Raw genomic sequence first — 22,751 nt, forward strand, 5'->3', positions numbered from 1 at the left:
GCCTGCCGCCGGGCGAAGGTCCAACTCCATCAGCAAGCAGGCAGTGGACACCCTGACCGCCACGGTTTCCCAGCATTTTGTCGCTGCCTGCGACTTGGGCCGGGATCCGCTTCGTGGCTATGGCCGTTCGGTTGAACCGGGTTCTCCCGGCCTCGCCATTCAGATGCGCGTGGTCCGCAGGCGCAAGGCGTTGCCGATCACCGACACCGAGCTCAGTGCCATGGCCAGCGCCGCGACGATCGGGCTGAGCAGCAGGCCAAGGAACGGGTAGAGCACGCCCGCCGCCAACGGCACCCCGGCGGCGTTGTAGACGAAGGCGAAGAACAGGTTCTGCCGGATGTTGCGCATCACCGCGTGCGACAGGCGTCGTGCCCGCGCAATGCCCGCCAGGTCACCCTTCACCAGCGTCACACCCGCGCTCTGCATGGCGACGTCAGTCCCGGTGCCCATGGCGATGCCAACATCGGCCTCCGCCAGCGCCGGGGCATCGTTGACGCCGTCCCCCGCCATGGCGACGACCTTGCCCTTGGCCCGGAGCTCCCGAACGATGCGGTGCTTGTCCTCGGGCAGCACGTCGCCCTGGAACTCGTCGATGCCGAGCTTCTTGGCCACCGCCTCCGCCGTCGTGCGGTTGTCGCCCGTCAGCATGACGATGTGGATGCCTTCGCCGCGCAGGCTCTCCAGTGCCGCAGGCGTGCTCTGCTTGACCGGGTCGGCCACCGCGATGATGCCGCCCGGCTGGCCATCCACCGCCAGGAACAACGCCGTGCCGCCTTCGCGCCGCAGTTCGTCGGCCTTGGCGGCAAGGCCGCCGAGGTCGACGCCGAGCTCCTGCATCAGCCGCGCGTTGCCCAACGCGACCTGGCGCCCGCCAACGATGCCGGTCACGCCCTTGCCGGTGACGGAGGCGAAGTCGGCAGGCTCGCCGAAGGCCACGCCGCGCTCCTTGGCCGCAGCCACGACGGCGGCCGCCAACGGATGCTCGCTGGACCGCTCCAGGCTGGCGGCGAGCGGCAGCACCACGGCCTCGGTCAGGCCCGGCGCCGGAACCACGGCCACGACCTTCGGCCTGCCCTCGGTCAGGGTGCCGGTCTTGTCCACCACCAGGGTGTCGACCTTCTCCATGTGCTCGAGCGCCTCGGCGTTCTTGATGAGCACGCCCGCGGACGCGCCCTTGCCGACGCCGACCATGATGCTCATGGGCGTGGCCAGGCCCAGCGCGCAAGGGCAGGCGATGATGAGCACCGAGACGGCGGCGATCAGCCCGTAGGAGAGTGCCGGGCTCGGACCCCAGACCGCCCAGACTACGAAGGCAGCGGCGGCAATGGCGATGACCGCCGGGACGAAGTAGCCGGACACGGTGTCGGCCATGCGCTGGATGGGCGCCCGGCTGCGCTGCGCCTCGGCGACCATGGCGACGATGCGCGACAGCATGGTGTCGGAGCCCACCTTGTCCGCCCGCATCACCAATGCGCCGGTGCCGTTCACCGTGCCACCGATGACCTTGGCGCCGGGCGCCTTCTCCACCGGCAAGGATTCCCCGGTGACCATGGACTCGTCCACGGCGCCGCTGCCTTCCAGCACCTCGCCGTCCACCGGCACGCTGTCGCCGGGCCGCACGCGCAGCCAGTCGCCGACATGCACCTCGGCCAGCGGGATCTCCTCGTCGTCGCCGTTCTTGTTGAGGCGCCGCGCCGTCTTGGGCGCCATGTTCAGCAGGGCGCGGATGGCACCGCCGGTCTGCTCGCGGGCGCGCAACTCCAGCACCTGGCCGAGCAGGACGAGCACCGTGATGACGGCCGCCGCCTCGAAGTAGACGGCGACCGTGCCGTCCATGCCGCGGAAGCCGTCCGGGAAGACCCCGGGCAGGAAGGTCGCGACCAGGCTGTAGAGGTAGGCGGCGCCGGTGCCGAGCGCGATCAGGCTGAACATGTTCAGGCTGCGGTTCACCACCGACTGCCAGCCGCGCACGAAGAACGGCCAGCCCGCCCACAGCACCACGGGCGTCCCGAAGAGGAACTGAAGCCACACGGACACCCTGGGTGGCACCAGGTGGTGCAGGTCGAGACCGGGGATGTGCGAGCCCATCTCCAGGACAAGGATGGGAAGGGTCAGCACGAGGCCGATCCAGAACCGCCGTGTCATGTCGGCGAGTTCCTCGTTGGGTGCGGCCTCGGCGGTGACCTCCAGCGGCTCCAGGGCCATGCCGCAGATGGGGCAGTTGCCCGGCCCCTGCTGGCGGACCTCCGGGTGCATCGGGCAGGTGTAGGTGGCGGCCTTCTCCGCCGCCGACGGCGGGGCCGCCTTCTCCGCCTTCAGGTACTTGCGCGGGTCGGCCTCGAACTTCGACTTGCAGCCCGCCGAGCAGAAGTGGAAGGAGGCGCCGCCGTGCTGCGCGTGGTGCGGCGTCTTGGCCGGGTCGACCGCCATCCCGCAGACAGGGTCGTGCGCCGTCGTCCGGTCATCCTTGGCTGGCGTATGGGCGCCGTGACCATGGTGGTGGTGGTGCTCGTCCATCTCGAGGGCCTTTCCGCGGTTCCAGGGCTCACCGTTCCCATGCTCTCCGAGGTAGGGCTTCCCCTTGTAGGAAGGTCAAGGCACGCAGCCGGGACGGCTCCGCCCTTGACCTTGCCATGATGGCAAACCCAACCTGTGGGGCGGTCACCGACGAGGAGAGCACGATGTACCGCTTCGACGTCCCCGGGATGAAATGCAGCGGCTGCGCCAAGAAGGTGGAGCGCGCCGTCAGGGCCAAGGATGCCTCGGCTGAGTTCAGCGCGGACATCGAGACCAAGCGGGTCACCGTGAGCTCCACGCTGCCTCAGGCCGAGCTCACCGCCGCTATCCAGGAAGCAGGGTACGCCAACCAGGCTGCGGCCGCGTAAGCGTCCTGATACGCCGGATGCTGATTTGAACGTCCGCCGGGGTGGCTGGCCCCGGCGGTGATGCTGTTGCGGCCTCCACGGCCTGCGACGCCTACATGTGGTGGCGGACATGGGGGTGGCGCATCATCTCGGCCGTTCGGGCACCGTAGTGGTGGTCAGGCTGGACGTAGGCGACGCCGCCGGACTCGCCGCCCGTCGGGACGGGAATGCCAGGTACCGGGTGCGCGGCTGCGGGATTCAGGTAGCGGATCCGCAGGTTCTCACCGCGGCCGACAATTTCCGCACGTCCACCGCCGACGACGTTCTCGTCATGGTCGGGCGGGTATGAGACAGCGAAGTTTTCCCCTTGGCCGATGACCTCGATGGGACCACTGGCTTGAGCGCCTGCGGCGAAAGCGGCAGTAGCCGCGACGAGGGAAAGGGCGAAAAGCGTGAACTGGATGCGCGGCGTCATGGCGAGCTCCTCAATCAAGGTTGCCGTTTCGGTCCGGCCCCAGGAAGATGTGCTGCCAGTGTTTCAGCCCGCTTACGGCAATCTTTCATTTGATGACAGCGCGTCCGCGCGTCCGCGGCTCTGGTAAACAGGACGAGCGGAGCGCCCTGAGGTGCTCCGCCCCGCCAGTCAGTGGTTCATCATCTGGCAGTGCTGCATCATCTGCTGCATGTCCGGCGAGAGCGTGCCTCGTTGGGCCTGGGCCCGCATCTGCTGGCAGTGCTGCATCATCTGCTGCATGTTCATGCCACCCATGTTGTGGCCCTGCATGCCCTGGCCCTGCATGCTGCCCATGTTGTGGCCTTGCATGCCGGACATGTTGTGGCCGGGCATGGACCCCATGTTGCCCTGACCAGCGGATGAGCCCGGCGGCGTGGTCGATGTCGGCGGCAAGGACATCTGCGACGAGGTCGGGGTCGCCGCCGGAGGGCCGCCGGGCTGCGCGCAGGCGGCGACGCCCAGCAGCAGCGTGGCGGCCAAGGCGACCTTGCCGATCGCCTTCGATGTGATGTGGACCATGTGTCCTCCTTGGGGTGGCAGGGGTTCCGCAGGTGCCCCGGCCTGGTGCGGCCAGCCGGGGTGACGACGCGGCACGGCGGGTCGGGGGCCAGGGGGCCTGACCGGCGCGCGGTGCGCGGCGCGGGGTGACGGCAAGCCCCCGGATGGCCTGCCGCGAACGGGGACGGCGACCGCGCTCACACGGCCTCCAGACCGCGGAACCGCATCCAGGGGCGCCAAGTTCCGTCGCGGCGGAAGGCGACGACGTCGTAGGCCGACGGCTCGGCGCCCGCCACCTCCATGCCGGGCACGCCTATCGGCATGGCGGGCACGGAGAGGCCCGCAATGTCGCCGGGCGCCTCCTTGAGCAGGCGCCGGATGGCCGTGGCGGGGACATGGCCCTCCATGGCGTAGCGACCAATCTTCCCGGCATGGCAAGAGAGCAGGTCCGAGGGTGTGCCGAGCGCCTGACGGTAGGGCGCGACCGCATCCACCACCTTGTCCTCGACTTCGAAGCCCTCGGCCCGCAGGTGCTCGACCCAGCCGCCGCAGCAGCCGCAGGTGCGGTCCCGCCACGCTTCGGCCTTGGGTGGACCACTGCACGCCGCGGGCAGCAGGGCCAACCCCAGCAGGCCGGTGGTGAGGGTTCGGCGGGTGGTGGCGGTACGCATGCTCGCGCTCCTAGGCTGGTCTGGGCAGGCGGATGCTGGCGCGCAGCCCTCCGCCCGCGAGGTTCTGGAGCGTCACCGAGCCTCCGTGGCGGCCGACCGCCTGGCGCGCGATGGCCAGCCCGAGGCCGGAGCCGCCGGTACCACGGTTGCGGGATTCCTCGAGGCGGTAGAAAGGCTGGAAGACGCTCTCGAGCTTGTCCTCCGGTACCCCTGGACCCGCATCGTCGACGTGGACCACGAGTTCCCGTCCCTTGTCAGCCAGCATCACCCGGGCCGAGGTGCCATACTTCACCGCGTTGTCGATGACGTTGGCGAAGGCACGCTTGAGCGCGATGGCCCGGCAAGGCAACCGCGCCTGCGGCGGCCCGTCATAGGACACCGCCTTGCCCATGTCCTCGGCATCGCCGCAGAGCGTCTGGAGCATCGCGGCGATGTCGGCGGAGCGGACCTCCTCCTGCTCCTCGTCACCCCGCAGGTAGGCCAGCGTGGAGCCGATCATGGCGTCCATCTCGTCGAGGTCGGCGTCGATCTGCTTCTGCGCCTCGGCGTCGTCCAGGAAGCCCGCCCGCAGGCGCAGGCGCGCCAGGGGCGTGCGGAGGTCGTGGCTGACCGCCGCCAGCGCCTGCGTCCGGTCGGCGATGAGGCGGTCGATGCGCGCCTGCATGCGGTTGAACGCCTGCGCCGCCTGCCGCACCTCGCGGGGCCCCTCCTCGGGGACGGTGACCGTCTGCCCCGGCCTGCCGATGCGGTCGGCGGCGGCGGAGAGTTCCCGCAGCGGGCGGGCGATGAGGCGCACCACCAGCAACCCCAGCACCAGAATGCCCAGCGCCATCGCTGTGGTGGAGAGCAGCGTGGCGTGTTCCGGCTGCGCTTGCAGCGGGTCGGCGTGGTACCAGAGATGGCTGCCGTCCGGCAGGCTGACCGCGCCTTCCGCCTCCACGTGGCCCGTGTGCGGGAGGTCCTGGATGCCTGTGGCCCCCGCGGCAGGGCCAGCCTGCCAGCGCACCTGGAAGCCCGGGGATGACAGGGCCTGCGCCACGGCCCCGCGGGCATCGGGCGGCACCATGCCGATGGCGCGGGCGGCGGCGGCGACCCGCTCGCCGGTCACCTTCTGCTGCGTGCTGCCCAGGAGGATGTCGCTGCCTGTCTGGTGCAGCCACAGGCTGCCGACGTGGAAGGCCATCAGGCCGACCAGCAGCACCAGGATGATGCGGCCCGCCAGGGTGCTGGGCAGCAGCCGCTTCATCGGCGGGCGACCGAGGGGACGAACATGTAGCCCGCGCCGCGGATGGTCTTGATGATGGCGGGGCTGTCGGGCAGCGGCTCCAGCTTGCGGCGGAGGCGGCTCACCATGACGTCCACCGAGCGGTCGATGCTGTCCGAGATCCGGTTGCGGGCGAGGTCCAGCAACTGGTCGCGCGACAGGACGCGCTGCGGGTGCTCGCAGAAGGCCAGCAGCAGGTCGTACTCGCCGCTCGACAGGTCGACCGCCGAGCCGTCCGGCGCCGCCAGCTCACGCCGCCGGGTGTCGAGCGTCCAGTCGGCGAACACCATGCGGTCGCCGCTGACCATGCCCGTCCGGTTCGCGCCCGCCTGCGCGCGCCGCAGCACGGCCCGGATGCGGGCCAGGAGCTCGGGGCGGCTGAAGGGCTTGGGTAGGTAGTCGTCGGCGCCGAGTTCCAGGCCCACAACCCGGTCGGTTTCCTCGCCGCGGGCCGTCACCATGATGATGGGGACCTCCGACTTCGCGCGCAGCATCCGACACAGGTCGAGCCCGGACTGGCCAGGCAGCATCACGTCCAGCAGAATGAGGTCCACCGGGGACAGCGCCATGGTGTCCCACATCTCGGCGCCGTTCCGCGCCCCGGTGACCCGGAAGCCGTTCTGGCGCAGCAGCTTGGCGATGAGCGTGCGCATCTCCCCGTCATCCTCGACGACGAGGATGTGGGCCTCAGGGGGGAGCGGACTGCTCCGCCCCTCCCGCTCGTGGTCAGGACTGACCGGCGGCACCGGCAAGGGCACCAAGCTTCGCCCGCGCCTTTGGCGCCAGCCCAGGGGCGGATGCAGCCTTCGCTGCGAACTCGGTCATATCGGCGTCTCCCACCACAATCAGCGCCACCATGCCCAACCCAGTGTGGGGCGTGCATTGCACGGGGTAAACGCCGGGCCGCTCGAAGGTCACCGTGGCGTCGCTGTTGAACGGCACGTTGAGCGGCGGCGCCCCGGCGGGCCAGAGCGACGGGATGGGGGCGACGTTGTGACCCTTGTCGGTGGGCTCGAAGCGGACGGAGCCGCCCACTGGCACCCGCACCAGGGCGGGGTCGTAGGCAAAGGTCTCCCCCGCCACGGGGCCTCGGTTCAGCTCCCGGACCGTCACCGCGGGTTCGGCGGCGGCCATCCCGGTCATCGCCAGCAGCACGGTCAGCGTGGTGCGGATCATCATGCTTGGCCTCAGAAGAACAGCCGGATGCCGGTCAGGAAGGTCCATCCGTCCACGTCCTCGCCCTCGTTGCGGGCGTAGCGCGCCGTGTCACCCAGCTTCCGCTCGTAGCTGACACCGATGTAGGGCGAGACCTCGCGGGTGAACTCGTAGCGCAGGCGCAGCCCGGCCTCGACGTCGTTGATGCCGCTGCCGATATCGAGCTCGGGCACCTTCTGGAGGGCGAAGTTGGCCTCCACATTGGGCTGGAGCACCAGGCGCTGCGTGATGTAGGCGTCGTACGACACCTCGGCGCGCGCCGACAGGTCGCCCCTCTCGCTGACGAAGCCCTGGACGTCGACCTCGAACATGCCAGGCGCCAACCCCTGCAAGCCGATGACGCCGTAGAAGCGGTCCGGCTGCGGACGGATGTCGTAGCGGACACCGGCCTGGAAGTCCCAGTAGTAGCTGAGCAGGCGGGAATAGAGCAGTTGGATCTCGGCGCTCTCGACCCGGCCGTTCCGCGCCGTCTCGCCCTCGGTTTTCAGCCAGACGCGGTTGACGTCGCCGCCGTACCAGGCCTGGCCGTCCCAGCGGCCAACATTGGGCCCGTCCAGCCCCCAGCCGTACTCCAGCTTCTCGAACAGCACCGCGCCAGTGTAGATCTCGTGGCTGAAGGGCGGCTCGGTGCTGTGGTGCATCGCCTGGGCCTGCGCGGGTGCGGCCTGGAGGGCACCCAAGGTCAGGACGGCCAGGAAGGCGGCGGCGGTCAGGATGCTCCTGGCTTTCATGGCCATCACCGCGCCGCGGCCGTACGGGGCGCGACGATTTCCACCTTGCGCATCATCCCGGTCTCCATGTGGTAGAGCATGTGGCAGTGGAAGGCCCAGCCACCAGGCGCGTCGGCCTCGATGTCCACGTCGAGCGTCGTTCCGGGCTTGATGTTGACGGTGTGGAGCAGCGGGTTCTCAGCGCCGTTGCCCACCTGGGGCATCATCCACACGCCGTGCAGGTGCATCGGGTGGTTCATCATGGTCTCGTTCGTAAAGCGGAAGCGCGCTCGCTCGCCGAGGTGAAGCTGGATGGGCTGCGCCTGGCTGAAGCTGTTGCCGTTGATGGACCAGATGTACCGCTCCATGTTGCCGGTCAGCCGGATCTCGATGGTGCGGGTCGGCTCGCGCACCGGGTAGAGCGGCTTGGCGGCGCGGAGGTCTCGGTAGGACAGCACGCGGGCGCCTGGCGGGGCGCCGACGTTGTTCACCAGGGGGTCCGGCATCGCCATGCCGCCGTGGCCCATGGCCGCATGATCCATGCCGCCTGCCGCCGCGCCGCCCGTGGGGCCGTGGTTCATGCCGGGCATGTTGCCGTGGCTCATGGCGCTGTGGTCCATGCCGCCCATGGCACCGTGGTTCATGCCAGCCATCCCGGCATGGTTCATCCCGGCCATGCCCGAGTGGTCCATCCCGGCCATGCTGCCATGGTTCATGCCGCCGGTGGAGCCGTGCTGCATGCCCTGGGAGCCTCCGGCGGGCGCCTGCATGGCGGAGTGGTCCATGCCGCCCATATCCATCGGCGCCACATGGCCGGGCGCGTCCACCTCCGGCATCGGCGTGCCGCGGTCCAAGCCCTTGGGTCCGTAGTTCATGCCCATGTCCGCCATGGTCAGCACCGGCCGCGCCCGATGCGGCGGCAGCGGCAGGGCGGGCAGGCCCTCCTGGGTGGCCAGGCTGAACTGCGCGAAGCCCTGGCGGCCCATGGTCTCGGCCAGCACCTGGTACTGGCGCCCGTCGCGCGGGCGGACCAGCACGTCGAAGGTCTCGGCCGGGGCGATGCGGAACTCGTCCACCGTAACCGGCCGGACATTGTTGCCGTGCGCCTGCACCACGGTCATCTCGAGCCCCGGGATGCGCACGTCGAAATGCGTCATGGCGCCGCTGTTGATGAAGCGCAGGCGCACCGTCTCGCCCGGCCGGAACAGCGAGGTGAAGTTCTGCGCCGGGGTGTGGCCGTTGACCAGGTAGGTGTAGCCGCCGACATCCTCGATGTCGGTGGGGTCCATCCGCATGTCGCCCCACATGATGCGGTCAGAGACGATGGCCGAACGGGCGGCGGCGTCCGGCGCGCGGCGGAGCTCACCGATCAGGCTGGCCAAGGTGCGCTTGTTGTAGTTGTAGTAGCCGGGGTCGCGCTTGAGGTTGGCGATGACGTGGCTCGGCGTCTCGTCGGTCCAGTCCGACAACTGGATGATGTAGTCGCGGTCGTAGCCGAAGGGTTCCGGCGTCGCGGGGTCGATGACGATGGACCCGTAGATGCCGGACTGCTCCTGCACGCCCGAGTGGCTGTGGTACCAGTAGGTCCCGGCCTGCACGAGTGGGAAGCGGTACTGGTGCGTCGCGCCCGCGTCGATACCCTGGAAACCGTCGCTGATGCCGGGAACGCCGTCCTGGCCGCTCGGCAGGATCAGGCCGTGCCAGTGGATGGAGGTGTGCTCGCGGAGGCGGTTGGCGACGTTGATCACCACCTCCTCGCCCTCGCGGAAGTGCAGAACCGGACCTGGGATCTGCCCGTTGATGGCCATGGCCGGGCGGCGGCGCCCGGTGATGTTGGCCGTGACATGGGACAGGGTCAGGTTGAACTCGCGTGGCATCGCCCGGCCGATGGCGGGCTGCGCCAGGGCGCCGGACGCGGCCGGGAACGCCAGGGCGGCGACACCCAGTCCCAGCGCCTGCCGCCTGCTCAGCTTGTTGCTTGTCATCGTTCCATTCCTTGGCCGCGACGCACGCGGCGTGTCCCAGCGGTCAGCGCGAGAAGGTGACGCTGCCCACCATGCCGGACTCGTAGTGACCCGGGATGTTGCAGGCGAACTCCAGCGTGGTGGCCTTGGTGAACTTGAAGACCATCTCCTCGGTCTTGCCGGGATCGACCAGGACCGCGTTCGGATCGTCGTGGCGCATCGGTGCCGACCCATGGTTCATGCTACCGTGGCTCATGCCACCGTGACCCATGGCGCCGTGGTTCATGCCGGGCATCTTGGAGTGGTCCATGCCCGCCATGGCGTCCTTGCTGGTGGCAGACATCATGCCGCTCTCGAACATGGCCTGCATCTCGCGCTGGTGCTGCTGGTGCATGGCGGCGGTGCCGATGTTGAACTCGTGCAGCAGCTCGCCCGCGTTGCGCACGCGGAAGCGGACGGTTTCGCCAGCGCGGACCTGGATGCGCTGCGGCTGGTAGCTGTTGTCCCGCATGACGATGTCGATCGTCCGCTTGACATCCTGGGCTCGGCCACGGGCGCCGAATGCCTGGTAGGCCGCGTCCGCGGCGGCGGGCTGGGGTAGTGCCGTGGCGGCGAAGAGGGCCAGGGCGGCGGCCGCGACAGAGGTGGCAAGGCGCATCGGTGAGCTTCCCCAATCGGTGCAGGCGCGGGAAGGTCCAAGCCCACGCCCAAGGTCGATGGAACCAGGATGGCGGCCGAGTGCGAGCCGAAGATTGCCCAAGTGTGACAAGATATTTCAGGTTGCGGCGCAGCATGGGAATAGGCTGTCCCCAGTTCAGCAGCGCCGCGCCGATCAGAGACCGGCCTGGGCGACCAACGGCCTGGGGCAGCGACTTGGCATGTGCGTCCACGGCGGCGAGGCCGCAGGGTTGCCCCAGCTTGGCAGCGCCTCGGAGGCGGCCCTGCGCTCCAGGATCGCAGACCTCCGCGAGATCTGCGAGATCACCTCCGTCCAGTTGCAGCGGCATCCGTCGCCCCGAATGCACACGCTGACTTCCACACGGTCGTGGGTTGACCTTCCCAGGATGGGAAACCCCACCTTCACGGCGAACGCACCACGAAGGAGATACCCATGCTGCGCTTCAGGATCCCGAACATGGCCTGTGGCGGCTGCGCCAAAGGCGTGACGGCCACCGTGCGTGAGGTGGACCCGGACGCCGTGATCCAAGTCGATCTCGAGCAACGCGAAGTTGCCGTCGAGACCAAGGCCGTGGACGCCGACACTCTGGACCGCGCCCTCCGCGAAGCGGGCTGGAAGAGCGAGCGACTGGCGGCCTGACGAGCAGGTCCGGGCCTGCGGCAGGCTCCGCAGGCCTGGCGCCGCCGCACCGTAAGCTTCCCCTCGGGGCGGCGACCAGATTCACAGAGGAAAAAATCATGGCTCCGGACACCAACGCCGCGCCGCCGGTCCGCCGGGCTGGCGCGCAGGAGGCTGGCAGTGCCTTGTCATTACCCATCGAGGGGATGACCTGCGCGTCCTGTGTCGGCCGTGTGGAGCGTGCCCTGGCCAAGGTTCCAGGGATCACCCAGGCCACGGTCAATCTTGCTACCGAACGCGCGGACCTCCGCTTCGCCGGGCGGCCCGACCTCCCGGCGGTTCTCGCGGCGGTTGACCGTGCAGGCTACGCCGTGCTCGAGGAGACGACGGAACTATCCATCGAGGGAATGACCTGCGCCTCCTGCGTCGGCCGGGTCGAGCGGGCGCTCAAGGCCGTGCCGGGCGTCCTGGAAGCCTCGGTGAACCTGGCGACCGAGCGCGCCCTCGTGCGTCATGCGCGCGGGGCCGTGGAGGCCACCAGCCTGGAAGCGGCCGCGCGCCGCGTTGGCTACGAGGCCCGCCGCACCGCCCTTGAGACCGCCGATACCCGGGTGGACCGTGAGCGCGAGGCACGCGAACGCGAACTCTCCTCCCTCTGGCGCGCCACGATGCTGGCCGCCGTGCTGACGGCACCGCTTTTCCTGCTGGAAATGGGCAGCCACTTCGTTCCCGGGGTGCACGAATGGATCGCGGCCAGCATCGGCATGGAGGCCGCCTGGTACCTCCAGTTCGGGCTGGCGACCCTGGTGGTCTTCGGCCCGGGGCTGCGCTTCCACCGGAAGGGCTGGCCCAACCTGCTGCGCGGCGGCCCCGACATGAACTCCCTGGTGGCGCTCGGCACGGGTGCCGCCTGGATCTACTCGACGGTCGCCACCTTCGCGCCCAGCCTGCTGCCAGCCGACGCGCGCAACGTCTACTACGAGGCATCGGCTGTCATCGTCACGCTCATCCTGCTCGGACGCTTCCTGGAGGCCCGCAGCAAGGGGCGCACCTCGGAGGCGATCAAGCGCCTGATGGGCCTCCAGGCCAAGACCGCGCGGGTGGAGCGCGGCGGCGAGACCGTGGAGCTTCCGGTGGCCGCAGTGGGAGCGGGCGACATTGTGCTGGTCCGGCCTGGCGAGCGGCTGCCCGTGGACGGCGAGGTGCTGGACGGCGCCTCCTTCGTGGATGAGAGCATGGTCACCGGTGAGCCGGTGCCGGTCCGGAAGGAGGCGGGCGCGTCCGTCGTCGGGGGAACCGTGAACAAGACCGGCTCCTTCCGCTTCCGTGCGACCGCGGTCGGCGCCGACACGGTGCTGGCCCAGATCGTGCGCATGGTGGAATCCGCGCAGGGCTCCAAGCTGCCGATCCAGGCCATGGTGGACCGGGTGACCATGTGGTTCGTCCCGGCCGTGATGGCGGCGGCTGCCCTCACTTTCGCGGTCTGGCTCGTCTTCGGTCCCGACCCGGCGCTGACCTTTGCCCTCGTCAATGCCGTGGCCGTGCTGATCATCGCCTGCCCCTGCGCCATGGGACTGGCCACGCCGACCTCCATCATGGTCGGGACAGGGCGGGCGGCCGAGTTGGGGGTGCTGTTCCGCAAGGGCGAGGCTTTGCAGACCCTGCGGGACGCCCAGGTCGTGGCGGTGGACAAGACGGGGACGCTGACCAAGGGCCGCCCCGAGTTGACCGACCTGGTGCCCGCTCCGGGCATCGCCGAAGCCGAGGTTCTCGCGCTGGTCGCCGCTGTCGAGGCGCGTTCCGAGCATCCGGTGGCGGAGGCCATCGTTGAGGCGGCCCGGCAGCGCGGGCTGGCTCTCCCCGTGGCAGATGCCTTCGAAGCCATCCCGGGCTATGGCGTGGCCGCAACTGTCGGCGGGCGTCGGGTCGAGGTCGGCGCCGACCGCTACATGGTCCGCCTCGGGCATGACCTGGCTGCCTTCACCGAAGCGGCGGCACGTCTCGCCGACGAGGGCAAGACGCCACTCTATGCCGCCGTGGACGGACGGCTCGCGGCGGCCATCGCCGTTGCCGACCCGATCAAGGAAACGACGCCCGCGGCCGTGGAGGCGCTGCACCGGCTCGGCCTCAAGGTGGCGATGGTCACCGGCGACAACCGGCGCACCGCGGAAGCCATCGCCCGCCGCCTCGGCATCGACGAGGTGGAGGCGGAGGTGCTGCCGGACGGCAAGGTGGCCGTGGTGGAGCGCCTGAAGGCGGGTGGACAGCGCAAGGTCGCCTTCGTGGGCGATGGCATCAATGACGCGCCCGCGCTCGCCGCCGCGGATGTGGGGCTCGCCATCGGCACGGGCACGGACATCGCGATCGAGAGCGCGGACGTGGTTCTGATGTCGGGCGACCTGCGGGGCGTGCCGAACGCGATCGCCCTCTCGCAGGCGACGATGCGCAACATCCGCCAGAACCTGTTCTGGGCCTTCGCCTACAACACGGCGCTGATCCCGGTGGCGGCCGGTGTGCTGTACCCGGTGTCCGGCGTGCTGCTGTCGCCCATGCTGGCGGCGGCGGCCATGGGTGTCTCCAGCGTCTTCGTGCTCACCAATGCGCTGCGCCTGCGGGGATTCCGCCCGCCTGCGGAGGCCGCGAGCCACCATGCTAAGCCGACCGCCACCGACGCTGCTCCCGTAGCGGCGTGATCGGCACGGCACCGAGCCATACGGAAGGTCACGGTCCCAGGGGATGTAACGGCCGCATCGGGGAGCCTTGACCTTCCCATGATGGGAAACCCCACCTTCAGGACCGGACACCGCCACAGTGAACGGTTTGGAACGGAGGCAGGCATGAACATCGGGCAGGCGTCGGCGGCCTCGGGCGTCTCAGCGAAGATGCTCCGCTACTACGAGAGCATCGGGCTCCTCCCCAAGGCGGCCCGGACGGAGGCGGGCTACCGCGTCTACTCGGCCAAGGATGTGAGCACACTCCGCTTCATCCGGCGGGCGCGCGACCTTGGCCTGTCTATCGAGCGCATCAAGCTGCTGGTCGGCCTGTGGAAGGACCGGGAGCGTTCGAGCGCGGACGTGAAGAGGGTCGCCCAACAGCACGTGGCCGAGTTGGACGCCAGGATCCTGGAACTCACGGCCATGCGGGACACCCTCCAGGAACTGGCGGACGCCTGCCACGGCGACCATCGGCCGGAGTGCCCGATCCTGCACGACCTCGAAGGTGGGGCGCAGGCAGCGGCAAGCAGGGCCGACCTGTCAAACCATGTCGGCACCCGAATGCGCGGCGCTGCTGGCTTGTGAAGTTTACCTTTTTGACGCGGGACATCTCCACGTACCTGGTCGACAGCTACAGCGAGCGCAAGGAGCGGGCCGACAAGCAGGCAGGGAGGACTTGGCCAAGGCTTCGGGCGTAGCGAGTTAGGCCATCCGCAGTATGGAGGCAGACCTCACCGACGGATGTGGTCCCAGCTTTCTCCGGCGATCAGGCGCTTCTGAATGGCATCGAGGCTGGCCGAGCCCTGTCCAGCGACGAACTCTTGGTCTCCAGCGTCAGGAGTCCGACCGCTCACTCGCAGCATGAGGAGTACCGATCGCTGGCGCTCAAGCAACGCTGCTTCATTACGCTGCTCGGTGATGAGGGCGCCCAGCACGGAGCTTTCTTCAACGCGCAATTCCACACGCAACTCCATCAACAGCCAACCGACCTTATCCGGCACAGTACGCGTAGATCCGAACCCGGTGTAGATCGAAGACAACCGTCAGCAGGGTCGCAGCGTACCTGTCACGTTTTGGGCAGGACAGGAAAGCGCCCCGAGGTTGCTGAGAACGTCAGCTCCCCGGGTGCCTAGGCCGTGGCAGCCACCTTGCGCGGGGAACTCTCCGACTTCTTCTTGCGTCCGCGTGACGCCATTGGCTTGACCGTGGTGCCGCCCGCTGACCGAACCTGCTTTGTCTCGGCCTTGGGTGAAGCTGCCGCTTTCGCTTCACCTTGCGGACGGAGAGTCTCGCGATCCGCATCCAGGCCGCGCTCGACGTAGTTCCTGATCAGGTCGCCCTTTGACGTGTTGCGGCGGTAAGCCACCTGCCGCAGGAGCTCATCCATCTGGGGATCCAGGAAGACGCTCCGAAGTACCTTTGCCTTGGCTACAGCCACCATTATAACCTCCTCCGACCTATTTATATATATAGGTCGGCCCGGCTCGCTTCAATGGCGCTGTGGCGCTTCCAGCCTCCGAAGCGCCGGGGGCTACTTCATGTAGGGAAGCAGAACACGATCCGCCATGTCTCCCAGGGCCAGTAGGCTGGCGAAGCCAGGGCCGACGAGCATGGACTGGAACGGAGCGTGCAGTCGCGGCAACGTCCATCCGTCGCCGAACGTCAGATCCTCACCCATCCCATGCATCAGTCGCTCGAGAAAAGCTCTCCGTTCACTCTCGCCGGGGGGGACGGTGCCTGGTGGGAGCAGTTTCAGGAACCACCAATTGTCGAAGCCCGTCGCGTTGATCACCAGGCTCGCCTCGGTCTCGCCGATCTCCTCCTCCCCGGAATCGAGCTCGAACTCGGTGAGGTTCCGCTGCCACTGGACAGTCAGGTTCCCGGCCTTGATGGCGGCGATGTTCGTAGCGCGCCCGTCGATGAAGTTGAGGCTCGAGAGGTGAACGAGCTCGTTCATAACAGCATCCCACACTACGCCACGGGTCAAGCGGTCGAAGAACGCCTTACGGGTGGTGTACGTCAGCAACTGCCACTGGGTGGAGTCGCTGAAGAGGCGGTTCTCGAAGACGCTGTTGCCGCGGCTGTAGAACGTGGCCTGCTCGGCCAGAAGGTGGATGGGGAGATCCTGAAAGCCTTCACGGACCAGCCACGCCAGGATGGCCGCGGCGGTGCCTCCACTCCCGATCACGACGATGGTGGCGCCTTCTGAAACGGTCTGCGTATTCAGTAGGCGAAGTACCTTGGCCCGCTCCTTCTCGAGCCAGATCCCCTGACCATCCATCATGCGCGGACTGGTCGGCCCCATCGTGCGAGCCGGTCCGTGGCCGGTTACGACCACGCCATCGAAAATCGCCTCGTGGGTTTCGGCTGGCGCGGCGGCCGCCTCCTTCCATTCGACCTGCCAGGCTCCGCACGCCTCCTCCAGACGCGTGACCTCTCCATGGTGCAGAATCGCGCCACTCCGGGCAAAGGCCCACTTCAGGTACTCGGCGAACTCGCCGTGCGAACTCCGCCCGCGACCCAGATCAACCCAATCGGCATAACCCCTGGATGCCTTGAACGTGCTCCAAGAGAACCGGGCCATCATCTTCTCGGCTGCATCGGGCGCCCCTGGCATCTCCGCGTACGGGAAGCCCAGGTCCTTCTCCGCAGGCGTGCAGAGCGCCTGCTCCCCGTCGGTGTAGCCGTGCCGACCCGTCCAGGACGCGCCGATCTCACGCGCTTCGAAGACGTGCACCTCGCAGTCGAGCAGGCCCTCTTCCCTGAGGATCTGCGCCTTCGCGGCGATGGCAACCGCCTTCGGTCCGCCACCGATGATTGCGAGTCTAGTGCCCATGAAGCCGTTTCCAGATTGCCGGTGGCCGAAGATAGATCGGCTCCCATCCAACAGGAACCTGCTGGATCGCCGTGCGACGGCGCTACTCGAGCAGCGGATCGGCGCGGTCGCCATCCCCCAGCGCCAGCTGCATCAGCACGGTGTCCAGCCATCGCCCATGCTTGCGCCCAACCCAGCGCGAGGTGCCGATGGCCTCGAAGTCTGGCGCCGCGAGCAGCCGGATCGACGCCTCGTTCGGAGGGCAGCAAGATGCCCGCCGAGCGGCCCGCCGCGGAGACCTGGCTCAGGACAGCACCCCTAGCCGGGCCTTGCGCCAGATGCGGCGCCGGAGGGCCTCGTCGCGTAGGCAAGCTAGGGACACCGGCAGCGGAGAGGTCGAGCGCAGCGCGTCCCACCGCTCGCCACGGCGGGTGATCTCGCGCCGGAGCCGGTCCGGCGGCAGGCTGAGCAGACGTTGCCATTCCCTAAAGTCACGGTGGACGCGGCCCTCGGCCTCCAGGCGAACCAGCCAGCCGCGCGCGGCGTCGAGGGCCTCACCGGCGTCGTGCGCATCGGCCATGACACGCGCGACGATGCGGTGCATGAGGAGCTTGGCCCGGTCGTTGATCGCCTCGGCATTGCCCATGGCCACTCACATGCCGGAGGAATGACGGGGATGACGGGCTTCAGCCTCCATTCGCAGACCGCGCCTGACGAAGCTCCTCCTCGGCACGGTCCAGCTCGGCGCTGCTAATGCGTGAGGCGGCTTCTTTGATGAGCGCCCTGATCGCTTCCTGATCCGTCTTGAAGCGACGTCCCACCACGATGACCGCCAGATTCCCGGCGTGCTGGAGATCTAACTCGACCTGCACCACCTTGTAGCGCTTCGCCTTCCGCTTCGAATGACGCTCGAACTTTCGGTGCTGCGCCAGCAGGAAGGCTAATGCCTTCCGAAGCAGGCGATCGTCGAGCAGCCCGTCACCGTGGGGAGCCGCAAGGATCCAACGGTCGATCCAGGCGTTCATGGCTGCAGTGTTTGGATATGTTCTCTCTTGGACAAGCTCGAGTTCCGGCATCGCGCTCCTCGTCATGCGTTCCATCGCGGCCTCGTCCAATTCGTCAGCCTTGATGCCAATCAATCTGAGAACGTGCTGCGCCGACGTTTCCGGGCTTGTGCCAATTGGCATGCTCGCGCTCAGGACGATGCGGATCGAGCTAAGTTCCTGTTCGGTAGCCCCTCGGCTCATGGCTTTCCCTCCGGCACGTGTCGCCGCGCTTCTGCAGTGGCGTGCTTCTCGATGACGGGCACCGGGTGCGCCGCGACTTGGCGCGCTCGGGCTATGGCCATGCGACTCAACGTCCTCATCTCTGCCGAACCTGCCAGTCGCGACGGGATCGATCGGCAAGCGCTTCGCACCGCTCGGAGATGTTGGCCAGTGCGTTGTCGTGGTTGAGCGGGCACGGCCCCAGGGTCTTGAGGCAGTCGATAACCTTCGCGATGGCCTGGATGTGCGTCACCGCAGCCATGTGCAGGTCATCACGGTCGGCGACTGCATCTTCACGTTCAGGCATCTCCGATCTTCTCCAAGGTCCGAAAAAACCGACTTTCGACTCGAGCCGGTCGATCGATGCTGAAGTCCCGCAGGCTGCCACGGCGCCTATCCGCGACGCGGCCACCTGGGACCGGCATCGGGCCACGCGCCGCGGCCCAGCCAGGCCAGGATCTCCTCCAGGGACCGTTCGCTCCGGATCATACGGCCACCGGGGATGAGCAGCAGGCACCCTCCCCCCTCGTCCTCGCAGATCGCAGCGATGGATGTCGCCGACAGGGCGTGCAGCCGCCCGTCCGCGTCCCGGATCATCACGAAGCGCCCGCAGCGTTCGCCCTCTTCCATCTGCGCTCATTCCTCTGGGTGGCTCGTCCGGCCGCCGCGAGGGCGCGTGCGGAGCATCTGCGCCAGCACTATCCCGGACAGCGCAAACGAGAGGACCAGGATGGCCAAGGCCGCGGGCCAGATCACCAACTTCGCCGCCAGCTCGGACACGGTCACAGCCCCGAGGAGCTCCACCGCCCAGGTCGGCGCGGGCTCTGCCCCGTGGCGGACCAGCAACCCCACGGCGCCGGGCGTGCCGGTGCCTGCCGCGATGAAGAGAAACTGGGTCAAGGTCCTCATGGTGCATCGGGCTCCCCCGGTGGCGGCTGCGGTATGGGGAAGCCCCCTGCGCCCTCACCAAGGCCGGGCTGCCGGTCGGGAGCCTGATCCCGCCCCCGCCAGCGCCTGGCGTGCGCGGCTGCGGCCGCGATCAAATCCCGCAGCGCCGCCTGCCGCTCTGCGCCGTCGAGCAGGGCGGATGGCCTGCGGCGCCGCGTTTCCCGGCCACCGGCGCCTTCGAGCCAGCGGCACGCCTCGACCCGGTGGCCGGAGAACTCCTCGACGACGTGGCGCATGTCACCCTCGGGAAGTGGGCGAACGCCGAGCCCCGCGTCCGTGCCGCCGAGGTAGCGGACGGCGGCTGCGGCGTCGCTTGCGGACAACCCCTCCAGGCCATCCACCTTGAGGGTCGCGCCCGGGACGACCTCCTCGTCGTCGAGGACGATCCAGGGGCGGGCGCGGGCACCGCCGTGCTCGTCGAGCCAGAAGGAGATGTCAGGCCCCTTCTCCGGCGTGCTGAACCGCGCCATTGGGCAGGCCCAGTCCTTGTGGAAGAGGACTTCTGGCAGGCCTTGCTCCAGAAGCTTCACCCGGGTCTGCTCGTAGCCCACGGTGTAGCGCCACGAACTGGCGATCACGACGCGCGCGCCGCTCGCCTCGCAGATCCGGCAAACCAAGGCGACGGCGCATGCGTCGAAGGCCGCGTCGCGCCCAATCAGCTCGGTCGCCTGTGACCTTGTCAACTTGGCGGCCGCGGCCTGCAGGCGCTGGTTGGTGGGCAGCAGCCAGGCGCGGCCGGAGAGCAGCACGCCGTCGATATCCAGGAACAGGATGGGCGTCATCGGGTCTGCACACGTGTACGGCTTCACAGGTCGCGCCTCCGCCAGCGCTTCGCCTTGTCGGCGGCGAGGCGCTCCTCCATCAGGGGACAACCGAGCGTCCGGTAGGGGCAGACATCGCAGCCCTCGCAGCCCGCGCAGAAGTCGGTCGCGGCCTTTGGTGCCACTGCCTCCAGGTCGTCCATGACGTCCGCCAGGAAGTTGCGCCCGAACGGGTAGATCCGCAGGTTCCGCCCGTAGAGGCGCTGGCGCGTGGCTGGCGCGCCGGGTTCGATGATGTCGCGCAGGCGCAGCGTCCGGCCGACCCACTCGGGCTGCTGGTATTCCGGGATGTCGCTGGTGCTGGACTGCCCGAAATGCTGCTCCACGAGCCGCTTCATCTCGAGGATGAGGTGGGTCGGCGAGATCTGACGGTAGCCCTGCCGCGCGAGCCCGACCGCCGCCTCCTGCAGCACCTCGGCCGGGTCGTCGGCCTCGAAGCCGGACTTCGCCGTCCGGGTCAGCGCCGCTTCGAGCGAGGCGGCGTGCTCCTTGTTCCCCGAGATCCGGGCGAGCACCCGCAGCGGCGCGGCGATCTCCTCGGCGCGCTCGGAGGCCGAGGGGCAGACCCCGGCGTAGACCTGGGCGATCCGGCCGACGTGGTCGAAGGTCCAGCAGTGCAGCTCGTCCCGCAGGCGGACGATCTCCGACGAGCTCGGGGGCTCCATGCCGCGCCGCTCATCCGCCCGCGCCTGCGGCATCTTGCGCGACTGCACCCGGATCATCCGGCTGCCCAGGATGCTGTCCACGCCGGTCGTGTTGTTGATGACCTTGATGCCGAAGCCGTTGAGGCGCTCCACCTTGAAGTTGCGGCTGGAGTCGACCCAGACCTTGGTGGCGGTGTCGCGGTTGTAGGAAACCTTCAGCCACTGCACGAGGTCGCCGAAGGCGGCGCCGTCCTTGCCGGGCTTGGCGCCGATGGCCTCCAGGTCGTCGAGGACCACCAGGCCCTTGGTCTCGTGGATGAGGCGCGCCGCCGCCGCGGCGCTGACCTGCCCCACGATGGTGCCGTTCGCCGCCAGGGTGCCCATCAGCACGCCCGCCGTCGACTTGCCCGTGTTGGACGGGCCGCAGAGCAGGATGAGCGGCACGGCCTGGAAGACCGCCTGCGAGAAGGATGCGCAGCAGGTCAGGGCGAGGACCATGTAATCCTCCTCGTAGGGCAGCCACACCGCCCGGCGGAAGAGTGTGCGGACGTCCTCGAGGATGGCGTCGAAGGGACGGTGCTGGACCGCCTCGCCACGCTTCTTCGCGTCCAGCCACCGCTGGATGGAAGGCCAGCTCCAGCTCGGGTGCGCAGGCGCCTTGGGCTCGCTGTCGATGAGTGTCCCGTCCGACAGCCGCATCACCCTGCGGTCGGGTGGTGTCCCCTTGGGCGCGGGCATCGCGACGGAGTGCAGCATCTGCCCGTCGGACCGGATCACCACCGTGTCCCGGCGCTCGCGCAACTCGGGGTTGCCGTTCTCGTCATTCTCCACCCGGGAGAACAGGGTCTCGACGGCGTAGTAGAGATGCCCGTTGTGGAAGGCACGCCCGATGTCGAGCGGGCGGAACGCCTTGCGGCCGGGCTTGCCGTCGTCCTCGACGCGCGCGCTGTCGACCATCGGCTCCGCAGCGGCTGCGGCGGCCTGGAAGTCCGCGGCAGCGGCGCCTGCCGCGAAGGCGCCACGCCAGCTTTCGCCCGGTGGCCGGAGTCGCCGCACCGGCTTGCCCGCCGACCGGTGCACCTGCACCGCCAGCGCGTCACCGCGCTCGTCGTCCGGGCTCGCCACCAGGATCTCGTCCCAGCGATCCCAGAAGCCCGGCTCGTCCCATTCCGGTGGGCAGCCCTCGGCGGAGCTGGACGCCACGATCTGCGGCGCCGTCCCACCGTCGCCCGCGTCGAGCTCCTGCCAGAGCCGCCAGAGGTCGGGCATGTCGCAGACCACCACGGTCCCCTGGCCTGTCTGCGGCGTGGCATAGAAGGTCGCATCCTCCGTCCCCGCGCTCCACCAGGCCGCGCGGGCCAGCGCCGTGACGCCGGGCACCTCGGCCTTGCAGATCAGGCCCAGCGCCGTGCCGTCGGAACCGCGCAGCGGGAAGGTGAGCGCGTCGGCGTAAACCTTGCCGGTCTTCCGGCTCTGGTAGGGCTTGTCGAGGCCGAAGCCGAAGTGATCGAGCGTGGCCCGTGTCAGCCCATTCGTCTCGGTGAGCCAAGCAACGGCCTTGGGATTGTCCTGCAGGCGCTTCCGGCGGGCCATCTGGGCCTCGTGGTTCACCGCGCGGCGCCGCGTCTCGGAGGTGGTTCCGACGCCGTCCATGTTCCGCGGAGTGCTGATGCCGTGCTCCAGCCCGGACCGGAGCGTGGCCTGGATCTCGGGTAGCGGCAGGCGGCAGGCGAGCGCCGCCCGGATGAGCTCCGCCTCCACCACACCACGCTGCAGGGTGCCCGCCCCCACGAGGCTGCCGAGCTTGACGGCGGCCGTGTTCAGCGTCGCGTTCCGTGTCCCTTCCTGCGCGCGCATCACCTTCAGGATCTCGCCGTCCAGCGCGCTGGCGGCGTAGGCGTCCTGCGCGGTGTTGGCGTCGGCGGCGGGCTGGGCAATCTGGGGCGCTGCGGGGCCGCGTGGCTCCAGCATGTCGAGGATCCAGGTCGGCGCCTCGGCGGGCTGGATTTCCCCGGGTGCGTGCCCGTCGAGCCATCGGTAGATGTTGCCCGACGCGTGCCGCGACGGCGGCGCGACGACCCCGCCACCGTCCGAACGCGTGTCGAGCCCAGGTCCGAGGCTCCGCACGGTGTTCCGGACCCGCCGTCCGGTCGGGTAGCGGAAGTAGAGGTGCCGCCCGCCGCCGCCGGTCACGGCTTCGATGGTGTCTGGCAGCGGGCCGTGGCGAGCCGCCAGTTCGGCGAGTGCTGCCTCCCCGGCGGTGCCGTCCACGTCCAGCACCCACACGCCCGCAGCGAGGCCGACGGCGACGCCGACGTTCGCGTCCCGCAGGAAGGCGCGCCGGATCACCATGGGGTCCGTGCTGGCATCGTGGTAGCCCCGCCGCGCGTTCGGATGCTTGCCCGCTTTCGTGCAGGTGGGCCGCCCGCAACTGCAGCTCCCGTTGGGCCGGACGGTGTAGACCGGCACCGCTGGCCAGCCGTGCCGCGCATATGCCAGCGCAGCTTCCGCGACGAGGCGGCTCGCCCTCTCATTGGCAACTGGCAT

Annotated in this window: 24 protein-coding genes; 4 read left to right on the forward strand and 20 right to left on the reverse strand. The window is 69.1% G+C overall.

Annotation, left to right across the window (positions count from 1 at the left end; all coding sequences use genetic code 11):
* Positions 1-159: 159 nt before the first annotated feature.
* Entirely contained in the window at positions 160-2,517 is a 2,358-nt protein-coding gene (locus ACFOD4_RS08510; protein WP_379595576.1) for a heavy metal translocating P-type ATPase, read from the reverse strand.
* Between the two features lie 164 nt (positions 2,518-2,681).
* On the opposite strand from ACFOD4_RS08510, the gene ACFOD4_RS08515 reads away from it, so the two are divergent.
* Entirely contained in the window at positions 2,682-2,885 is a 204-nt protein-coding gene (locus ACFOD4_RS08515; RefSeq protein ID WP_379595577.1) for a heavy-metal-associated domain-containing protein, read from the forward strand.
* A 91-nt stretch (positions 2,886-2,976) separates the two neighbouring features.
* On the opposite strand, the gene ACFOD4_RS08520 is transcribed toward ACFOD4_RS08515, so the two are convergent.
* The 9 genes from ACFOD4_RS08520 to ACFOD4_RS08560 form a co-directional block, all read right to left on the reverse strand.
* A complete protein-coding gene (locus tag ACFOD4_RS08520) occupies positions 2,977-3,339 on the reverse strand; it encodes a hypothetical protein (RefSeq protein WP_379595579.1) in 363 nt (120 codons plus the stop codon).
* 168 nt (positions 3,340-3,507) lie between these two features.
* A complete protein-coding gene (locus tag ACFOD4_RS08525) occupies positions 3,508-3,897 on the reverse strand; it encodes a hypothetical protein (RefSeq protein ID WP_379595580.1) in 390 nt (129 codons plus the stop codon).
* Between the two features lie 176 nt (positions 3,898-4,073).
* Positions 4,074-4,547 (reverse strand): DUF411 domain-containing protein, encoded by a 474-nt coding sequence (locus ACFOD4_RS08530; RefSeq protein WP_379595582.1) that lies wholly within the window; start codon positions 4,545-4,547, stop codon positions 4,074-4,076.
* Positions 4,548-4,557: 10 nt separating this feature from the next.
* Positions 4,558-5,793, reverse strand: coding sequence for an ATP-binding protein (locus tag ACFOD4_RS08535; RefSeq protein WP_379595584.1), 1,236 nt, complete (start codon positions 5,791-5,793; stop codon positions 4,558-4,560).
* Positions 5,790-6,557 (reverse strand): response regulator, encoded by a 768-nt coding sequence (locus ACFOD4_RS08540; protein ID WP_379596061.1) that lies wholly within the window; start codon positions 6,555-6,557, stop codon positions 5,790-5,792. Before ACFOD4_RS08540 ends, ACFOD4_RS08535 begins: the two co-directional genes overlap by 4 nt.
* A complete protein-coding gene (locus ACFOD4_RS08545) occupies positions 6,538-6,990 on the reverse strand; it encodes a plastocyanin/azurin family copper-binding protein (RefSeq protein ID WP_379595586.1) in 453 nt (150 codons plus the stop codon). Before ACFOD4_RS08545 ends, ACFOD4_RS08540 begins: the two co-directional genes overlap by 20 nt.
* A gap of 8 nt (positions 6,991-6,998) precedes the next feature.
* Complete coding sequence (locus ACFOD4_RS08550) at positions 6,999-7,757, reverse strand: copper resistance protein B (RefSeq protein WP_379595588.1); 759 nt, start codon at positions 7,755-7,757, stop codon at positions 6,999-7,001.
* Between the two features lie 5 nt (positions 7,758-7,762).
* Positions 7,763-9,721, reverse strand: a complete 1,959-nt coding sequence (locus ACFOD4_RS08555) for a copper resistance system multicopper oxidase (RefSeq protein ID WP_379595589.1) — start codon at positions 9,719-9,721, stop codon at positions 7,763-7,765.
* Between the two features lie 43 nt (positions 9,722-9,764).
* Complete coding sequence (locus tag ACFOD4_RS08560; RefSeq protein WP_379595590.1) at positions 9,765-10,358, reverse strand: cupredoxin domain-containing protein; 594 nt, start codon at positions 10,356-10,358, stop codon at positions 9,765-9,767.
* 453 nt (positions 10,359-10,811) lie between these two features.
* Between ACFOD4_RS08560 and ACFOD4_RS08565 the strand changes: the two genes are divergently transcribed.
* The 3 genes from ACFOD4_RS08565 to cueR all read left to right on the forward strand — a co-directional run bounded on the left by ACFOD4_RS08565 (position 10,812) and on the right by cueR (position 14,296).
* A complete protein-coding gene (locus tag ACFOD4_RS08565; protein ID WP_379595592.1) occupies positions 10,812-11,018 on the forward strand; it encodes a heavy-metal-associated domain-containing protein in 207 nt (68 codons plus the stop codon).
* A 98-nt stretch (positions 11,019-11,116) separates the two neighbouring features.
* Positions 11,117-13,690, forward strand: a complete 2,574-nt coding sequence (locus ACFOD4_RS08570) for a heavy metal translocating P-type ATPase (protein WP_456316881.1) — start codon at positions 11,117-11,119, stop codon at positions 13,688-13,690.
* A 144-nt stretch (positions 13,691-13,834) separates the two neighbouring features.
* Positions 13,835-14,296, forward strand: coding sequence for a Cu(I)-responsive transcriptional regulator (gene cueR, locus ACFOD4_RS08575; RefSeq protein ID WP_379595594.1), 462 nt, complete (start codon positions 13,835-13,837; stop codon positions 14,294-14,296).
* 146 nt (positions 14,297-14,442) lie between these two features.
* Here cueR and ACFOD4_RS08580 read toward each other — a convergent pair whose 3' ends face one another.
* From ACFOD4_RS08580 to ACFOD4_RS08625, 10 genes are all read right to left on the reverse strand, one after another.
* Positions 14,443-14,712 carry a hypothetical protein gene (locus ACFOD4_RS08580; protein ID WP_379595596.1) on the reverse strand — a complete coding sequence of 90 codons (270 nt, stop codon included), beginning with the start codon at positions 14,710-14,712 and terminating at the stop codon, positions 14,443-14,445.
* A 128-nt stretch (positions 14,713-14,840) separates the two neighbouring features.
* Positions 14,841-15,098 (reverse strand): hypothetical protein, encoded by a 258-nt coding sequence (locus ACFOD4_RS08585; RefSeq protein WP_379595598.1) that lies wholly within the window; start codon positions 15,096-15,098, stop codon positions 14,841-14,843.
* A gap of 144 nt (positions 15,099-15,242) precedes the next feature.
* Positions 15,243-16,547, reverse strand: coding sequence for a SidA/IucD/PvdA family monooxygenase (locus ACFOD4_RS08590; protein WP_379595599.1), 1,305 nt, complete (start codon positions 16,545-16,547; stop codon positions 15,243-15,245).
* A 283-nt stretch (positions 16,548-16,830) separates the two neighbouring features.
* Positions 16,831-17,172: a hypothetical protein gene (locus tag ACFOD4_RS08595; protein ID WP_379595600.1), complete on the reverse strand. Its 342-nt coding sequence runs from the start codon at positions 17,170-17,172 to the stop codon at positions 16,831-16,833.
* Positions 17,173-17,212: 40 nt separating this feature from the next.
* Positions 17,213-17,773, reverse strand: coding sequence for a hypothetical protein (locus ACFOD4_RS08600; protein WP_379595602.1), 561 nt, complete (start codon positions 17,771-17,773; stop codon positions 17,213-17,215).
* Positions 17,774-17,888: 115 nt separating this feature from the next.
* Entirely contained in the window at positions 17,889-18,098 is a 210-nt protein-coding gene (locus tag ACFOD4_RS08605; protein ID WP_379595603.1) for a hypothetical protein, read from the reverse strand.
* 86 nt (positions 18,099-18,184) lie between these two features.
* Positions 18,185-18,421: a hypothetical protein gene (locus tag ACFOD4_RS08610; RefSeq protein WP_379595605.1), complete on the reverse strand. Its 237-nt coding sequence runs from the start codon at positions 18,419-18,421 to the stop codon at positions 18,185-18,187.
* A 6-nt stretch (positions 18,422-18,427) separates the two neighbouring features.
* The gene (locus ACFOD4_RS08615; protein ID WP_379595607.1) at positions 18,428-18,700 is read right to left on the reverse strand and encodes a hypothetical protein; all 273 of its coding nucleotides are present in this window, start codon (positions 18,698-18,700) and stop codon (positions 18,428-18,430) included.
* Positions 18,697-19,521: an HAD domain-containing protein gene (locus tag ACFOD4_RS08620; protein WP_379595608.1), complete on the reverse strand. Its 825-nt coding sequence runs from the start codon at positions 19,519-19,521 to the stop codon at positions 18,697-18,699. Before ACFOD4_RS08620 ends, ACFOD4_RS08615 begins: the two co-directional genes overlap by 4 nt.
* Before the next feature lie 23 nt (positions 19,522-19,544).
* Positions 19,545-22,751 carry a bifunctional DNA primase/polymerase gene (locus ACFOD4_RS08625; protein WP_379595609.1) on the reverse strand — a complete coding sequence of 1,069 codons (3,207 nt, stop codon included), beginning with the start codon at positions 22,749-22,751 and terminating at the stop codon, positions 19,545-19,547.

This window comes from Teichococcus globiformis (genome assembly GCF_042646265.1).
In the GTDB taxonomy this organism is placed as follows: domain Bacteria; phylum Pseudomonadota; class Alphaproteobacteria; order Acetobacterales; family Acetobacteraceae; genus Pseudoroseomonas; species Pseudoroseomonas globiformis.

Excerpts from the sequence above, each read along its gene's own strand:
- ACFOD4_RS08510 (WP_379595576.1), bottom strand. The coding sequence starts at position 2,517 with ATGGACGAGCACCACCACCACCATGGTCACGGCGCCCATACGCCAGCC.
- ACFOD4_RS08515 (WP_379595577.1), top strand. The coding sequence starts at position 2,682 with ATGTACCGCTTCGACGTCCCCGGGATGAAATGCAGCGGCTGCGCCAAG.
- ACFOD4_RS08520 (WP_379595579.1), bottom strand. The coding sequence starts at position 3,339 with ATGACGCCGCGCATCCAGTTCACGCTTTTCGCCCTTTCCCTCGTCGCG.
- ACFOD4_RS08525 (WP_379595580.1), bottom strand. The coding sequence starts at position 3,897 with ATGGTCCACATCACATCGAAGGCGATCGGCAAGGTCGCCTTGGCCGCC.
- ACFOD4_RS08530 (WP_379595582.1), bottom strand. The coding sequence starts at position 4,547 with ATGCGTACCGCCACCACCCGCCGAACCCTCACCACCGGCCTGCTGGGG.
- ACFOD4_RS08535 (WP_379595584.1), bottom strand. The coding sequence starts at position 5,793 with ATGAAGCGGCTGCTGCCCAGCACCCTGGCGGGCCGCATCATCCTGGTG.
- ACFOD4_RS08545 (WP_379595586.1), bottom strand. The coding sequence starts at position 6,990 with ATGATGATCCGCACCACGCTGACCGTGCTGCTGGCGATGACCGGGATG.
- ACFOD4_RS08550 (WP_379595588.1), bottom strand. The coding sequence starts at position 7,757 with ATGAAAGCCAGGAGCATCCTGACCGCCGCCGCCTTCCTGGCCGTCCTG.
- ACFOD4_RS08555 (WP_379595589.1), bottom strand. The coding sequence starts at position 9,721 with ATGACAAGCAACAAGCTGAGCAGGCGGCAGGCGCTGGGACTGGGTGTC.
- ACFOD4_RS08560 (WP_379595590.1), bottom strand. The coding sequence starts at position 10,358 with ATGCGCCTTGCCACCTCTGTCGCGGCCGCCGCCCTGGCCCTCTTCGCC.
- ACFOD4_RS08565 (WP_379595592.1), top strand. The coding sequence starts at position 10,812 with ATGCTGCGCTTCAGGATCCCGAACATGGCCTGTGGCGGCTGCGCCAAA.
- ACFOD4_RS08570 (WP_456316881.1), top strand. The coding sequence starts at position 11,117 with ATGGCTCCGGACACCAACGCCGCGCCGCCGGTCCGCCGGGCTGGCGCG.
- cueR (WP_379595594.1), top strand. The coding sequence starts at position 13,835 with ATGAACATCGGGCAGGCGTCGGCGGCCTCGGGCGTCTCAGCGAAGATG.
- ACFOD4_RS08585 (WP_379595598.1), bottom strand. The coding sequence starts at position 15,098 with ATGGATGAGCTCCTGCGGCAGGTGGCTTACCGCCGCAACACGTCAAAG.
- ACFOD4_RS08590 (WP_379595599.1), bottom strand. The coding sequence starts at position 16,547 with ATGGGCACTAGACTCGCAATCATCGGTGGCGGACCGAAGGCGGTTGCC.
- ACFOD4_RS08595 (WP_379595600.1), bottom strand. The coding sequence starts at position 17,172 with ATGGGCAATGCCGAGGCGATCAACGACCGGGCCAAGCTCCTCATGCAC.
- ACFOD4_RS08600 (WP_379595602.1), bottom strand. The coding sequence starts at position 17,773 with ATGAGCCGAGGGGCTACCGAACAGGAACTTAGCTCGATCCGCATCGTC.
- ACFOD4_RS08605 (WP_379595603.1), bottom strand. The coding sequence starts at position 18,098 with ATGCCTGAACGTGAAGATGCAGTCGCCGACCGTGATGACCTGCACATG.
- ACFOD4_RS08610 (WP_379595605.1), bottom strand. The coding sequence starts at position 18,421 with ATGGAAGAGGGCGAACGCTGCGGGCGCTTCGTGATGATCCGGGACGCG.
- ACFOD4_RS08615 (WP_379595607.1), bottom strand. The coding sequence starts at position 18,700 with ATGAGGACCTTGACCCAGTTTCTCTTCATCGCGGCAGGCACCGGCACG.
- ACFOD4_RS08620 (WP_379595608.1), bottom strand. The coding sequence starts at position 19,521 with ATGACGCCCATCCTGTTCCTGGATATCGACGGCGTGCTGCTCTCCGGC.
- ACFOD4_RS08625 (WP_379595609.1), bottom strand. The coding sequence starts at position 22,751 with ATGCCAGTTGCCAATGAGAGGGCGAGCCGCCTCGTCGCGGAAGCTGCG.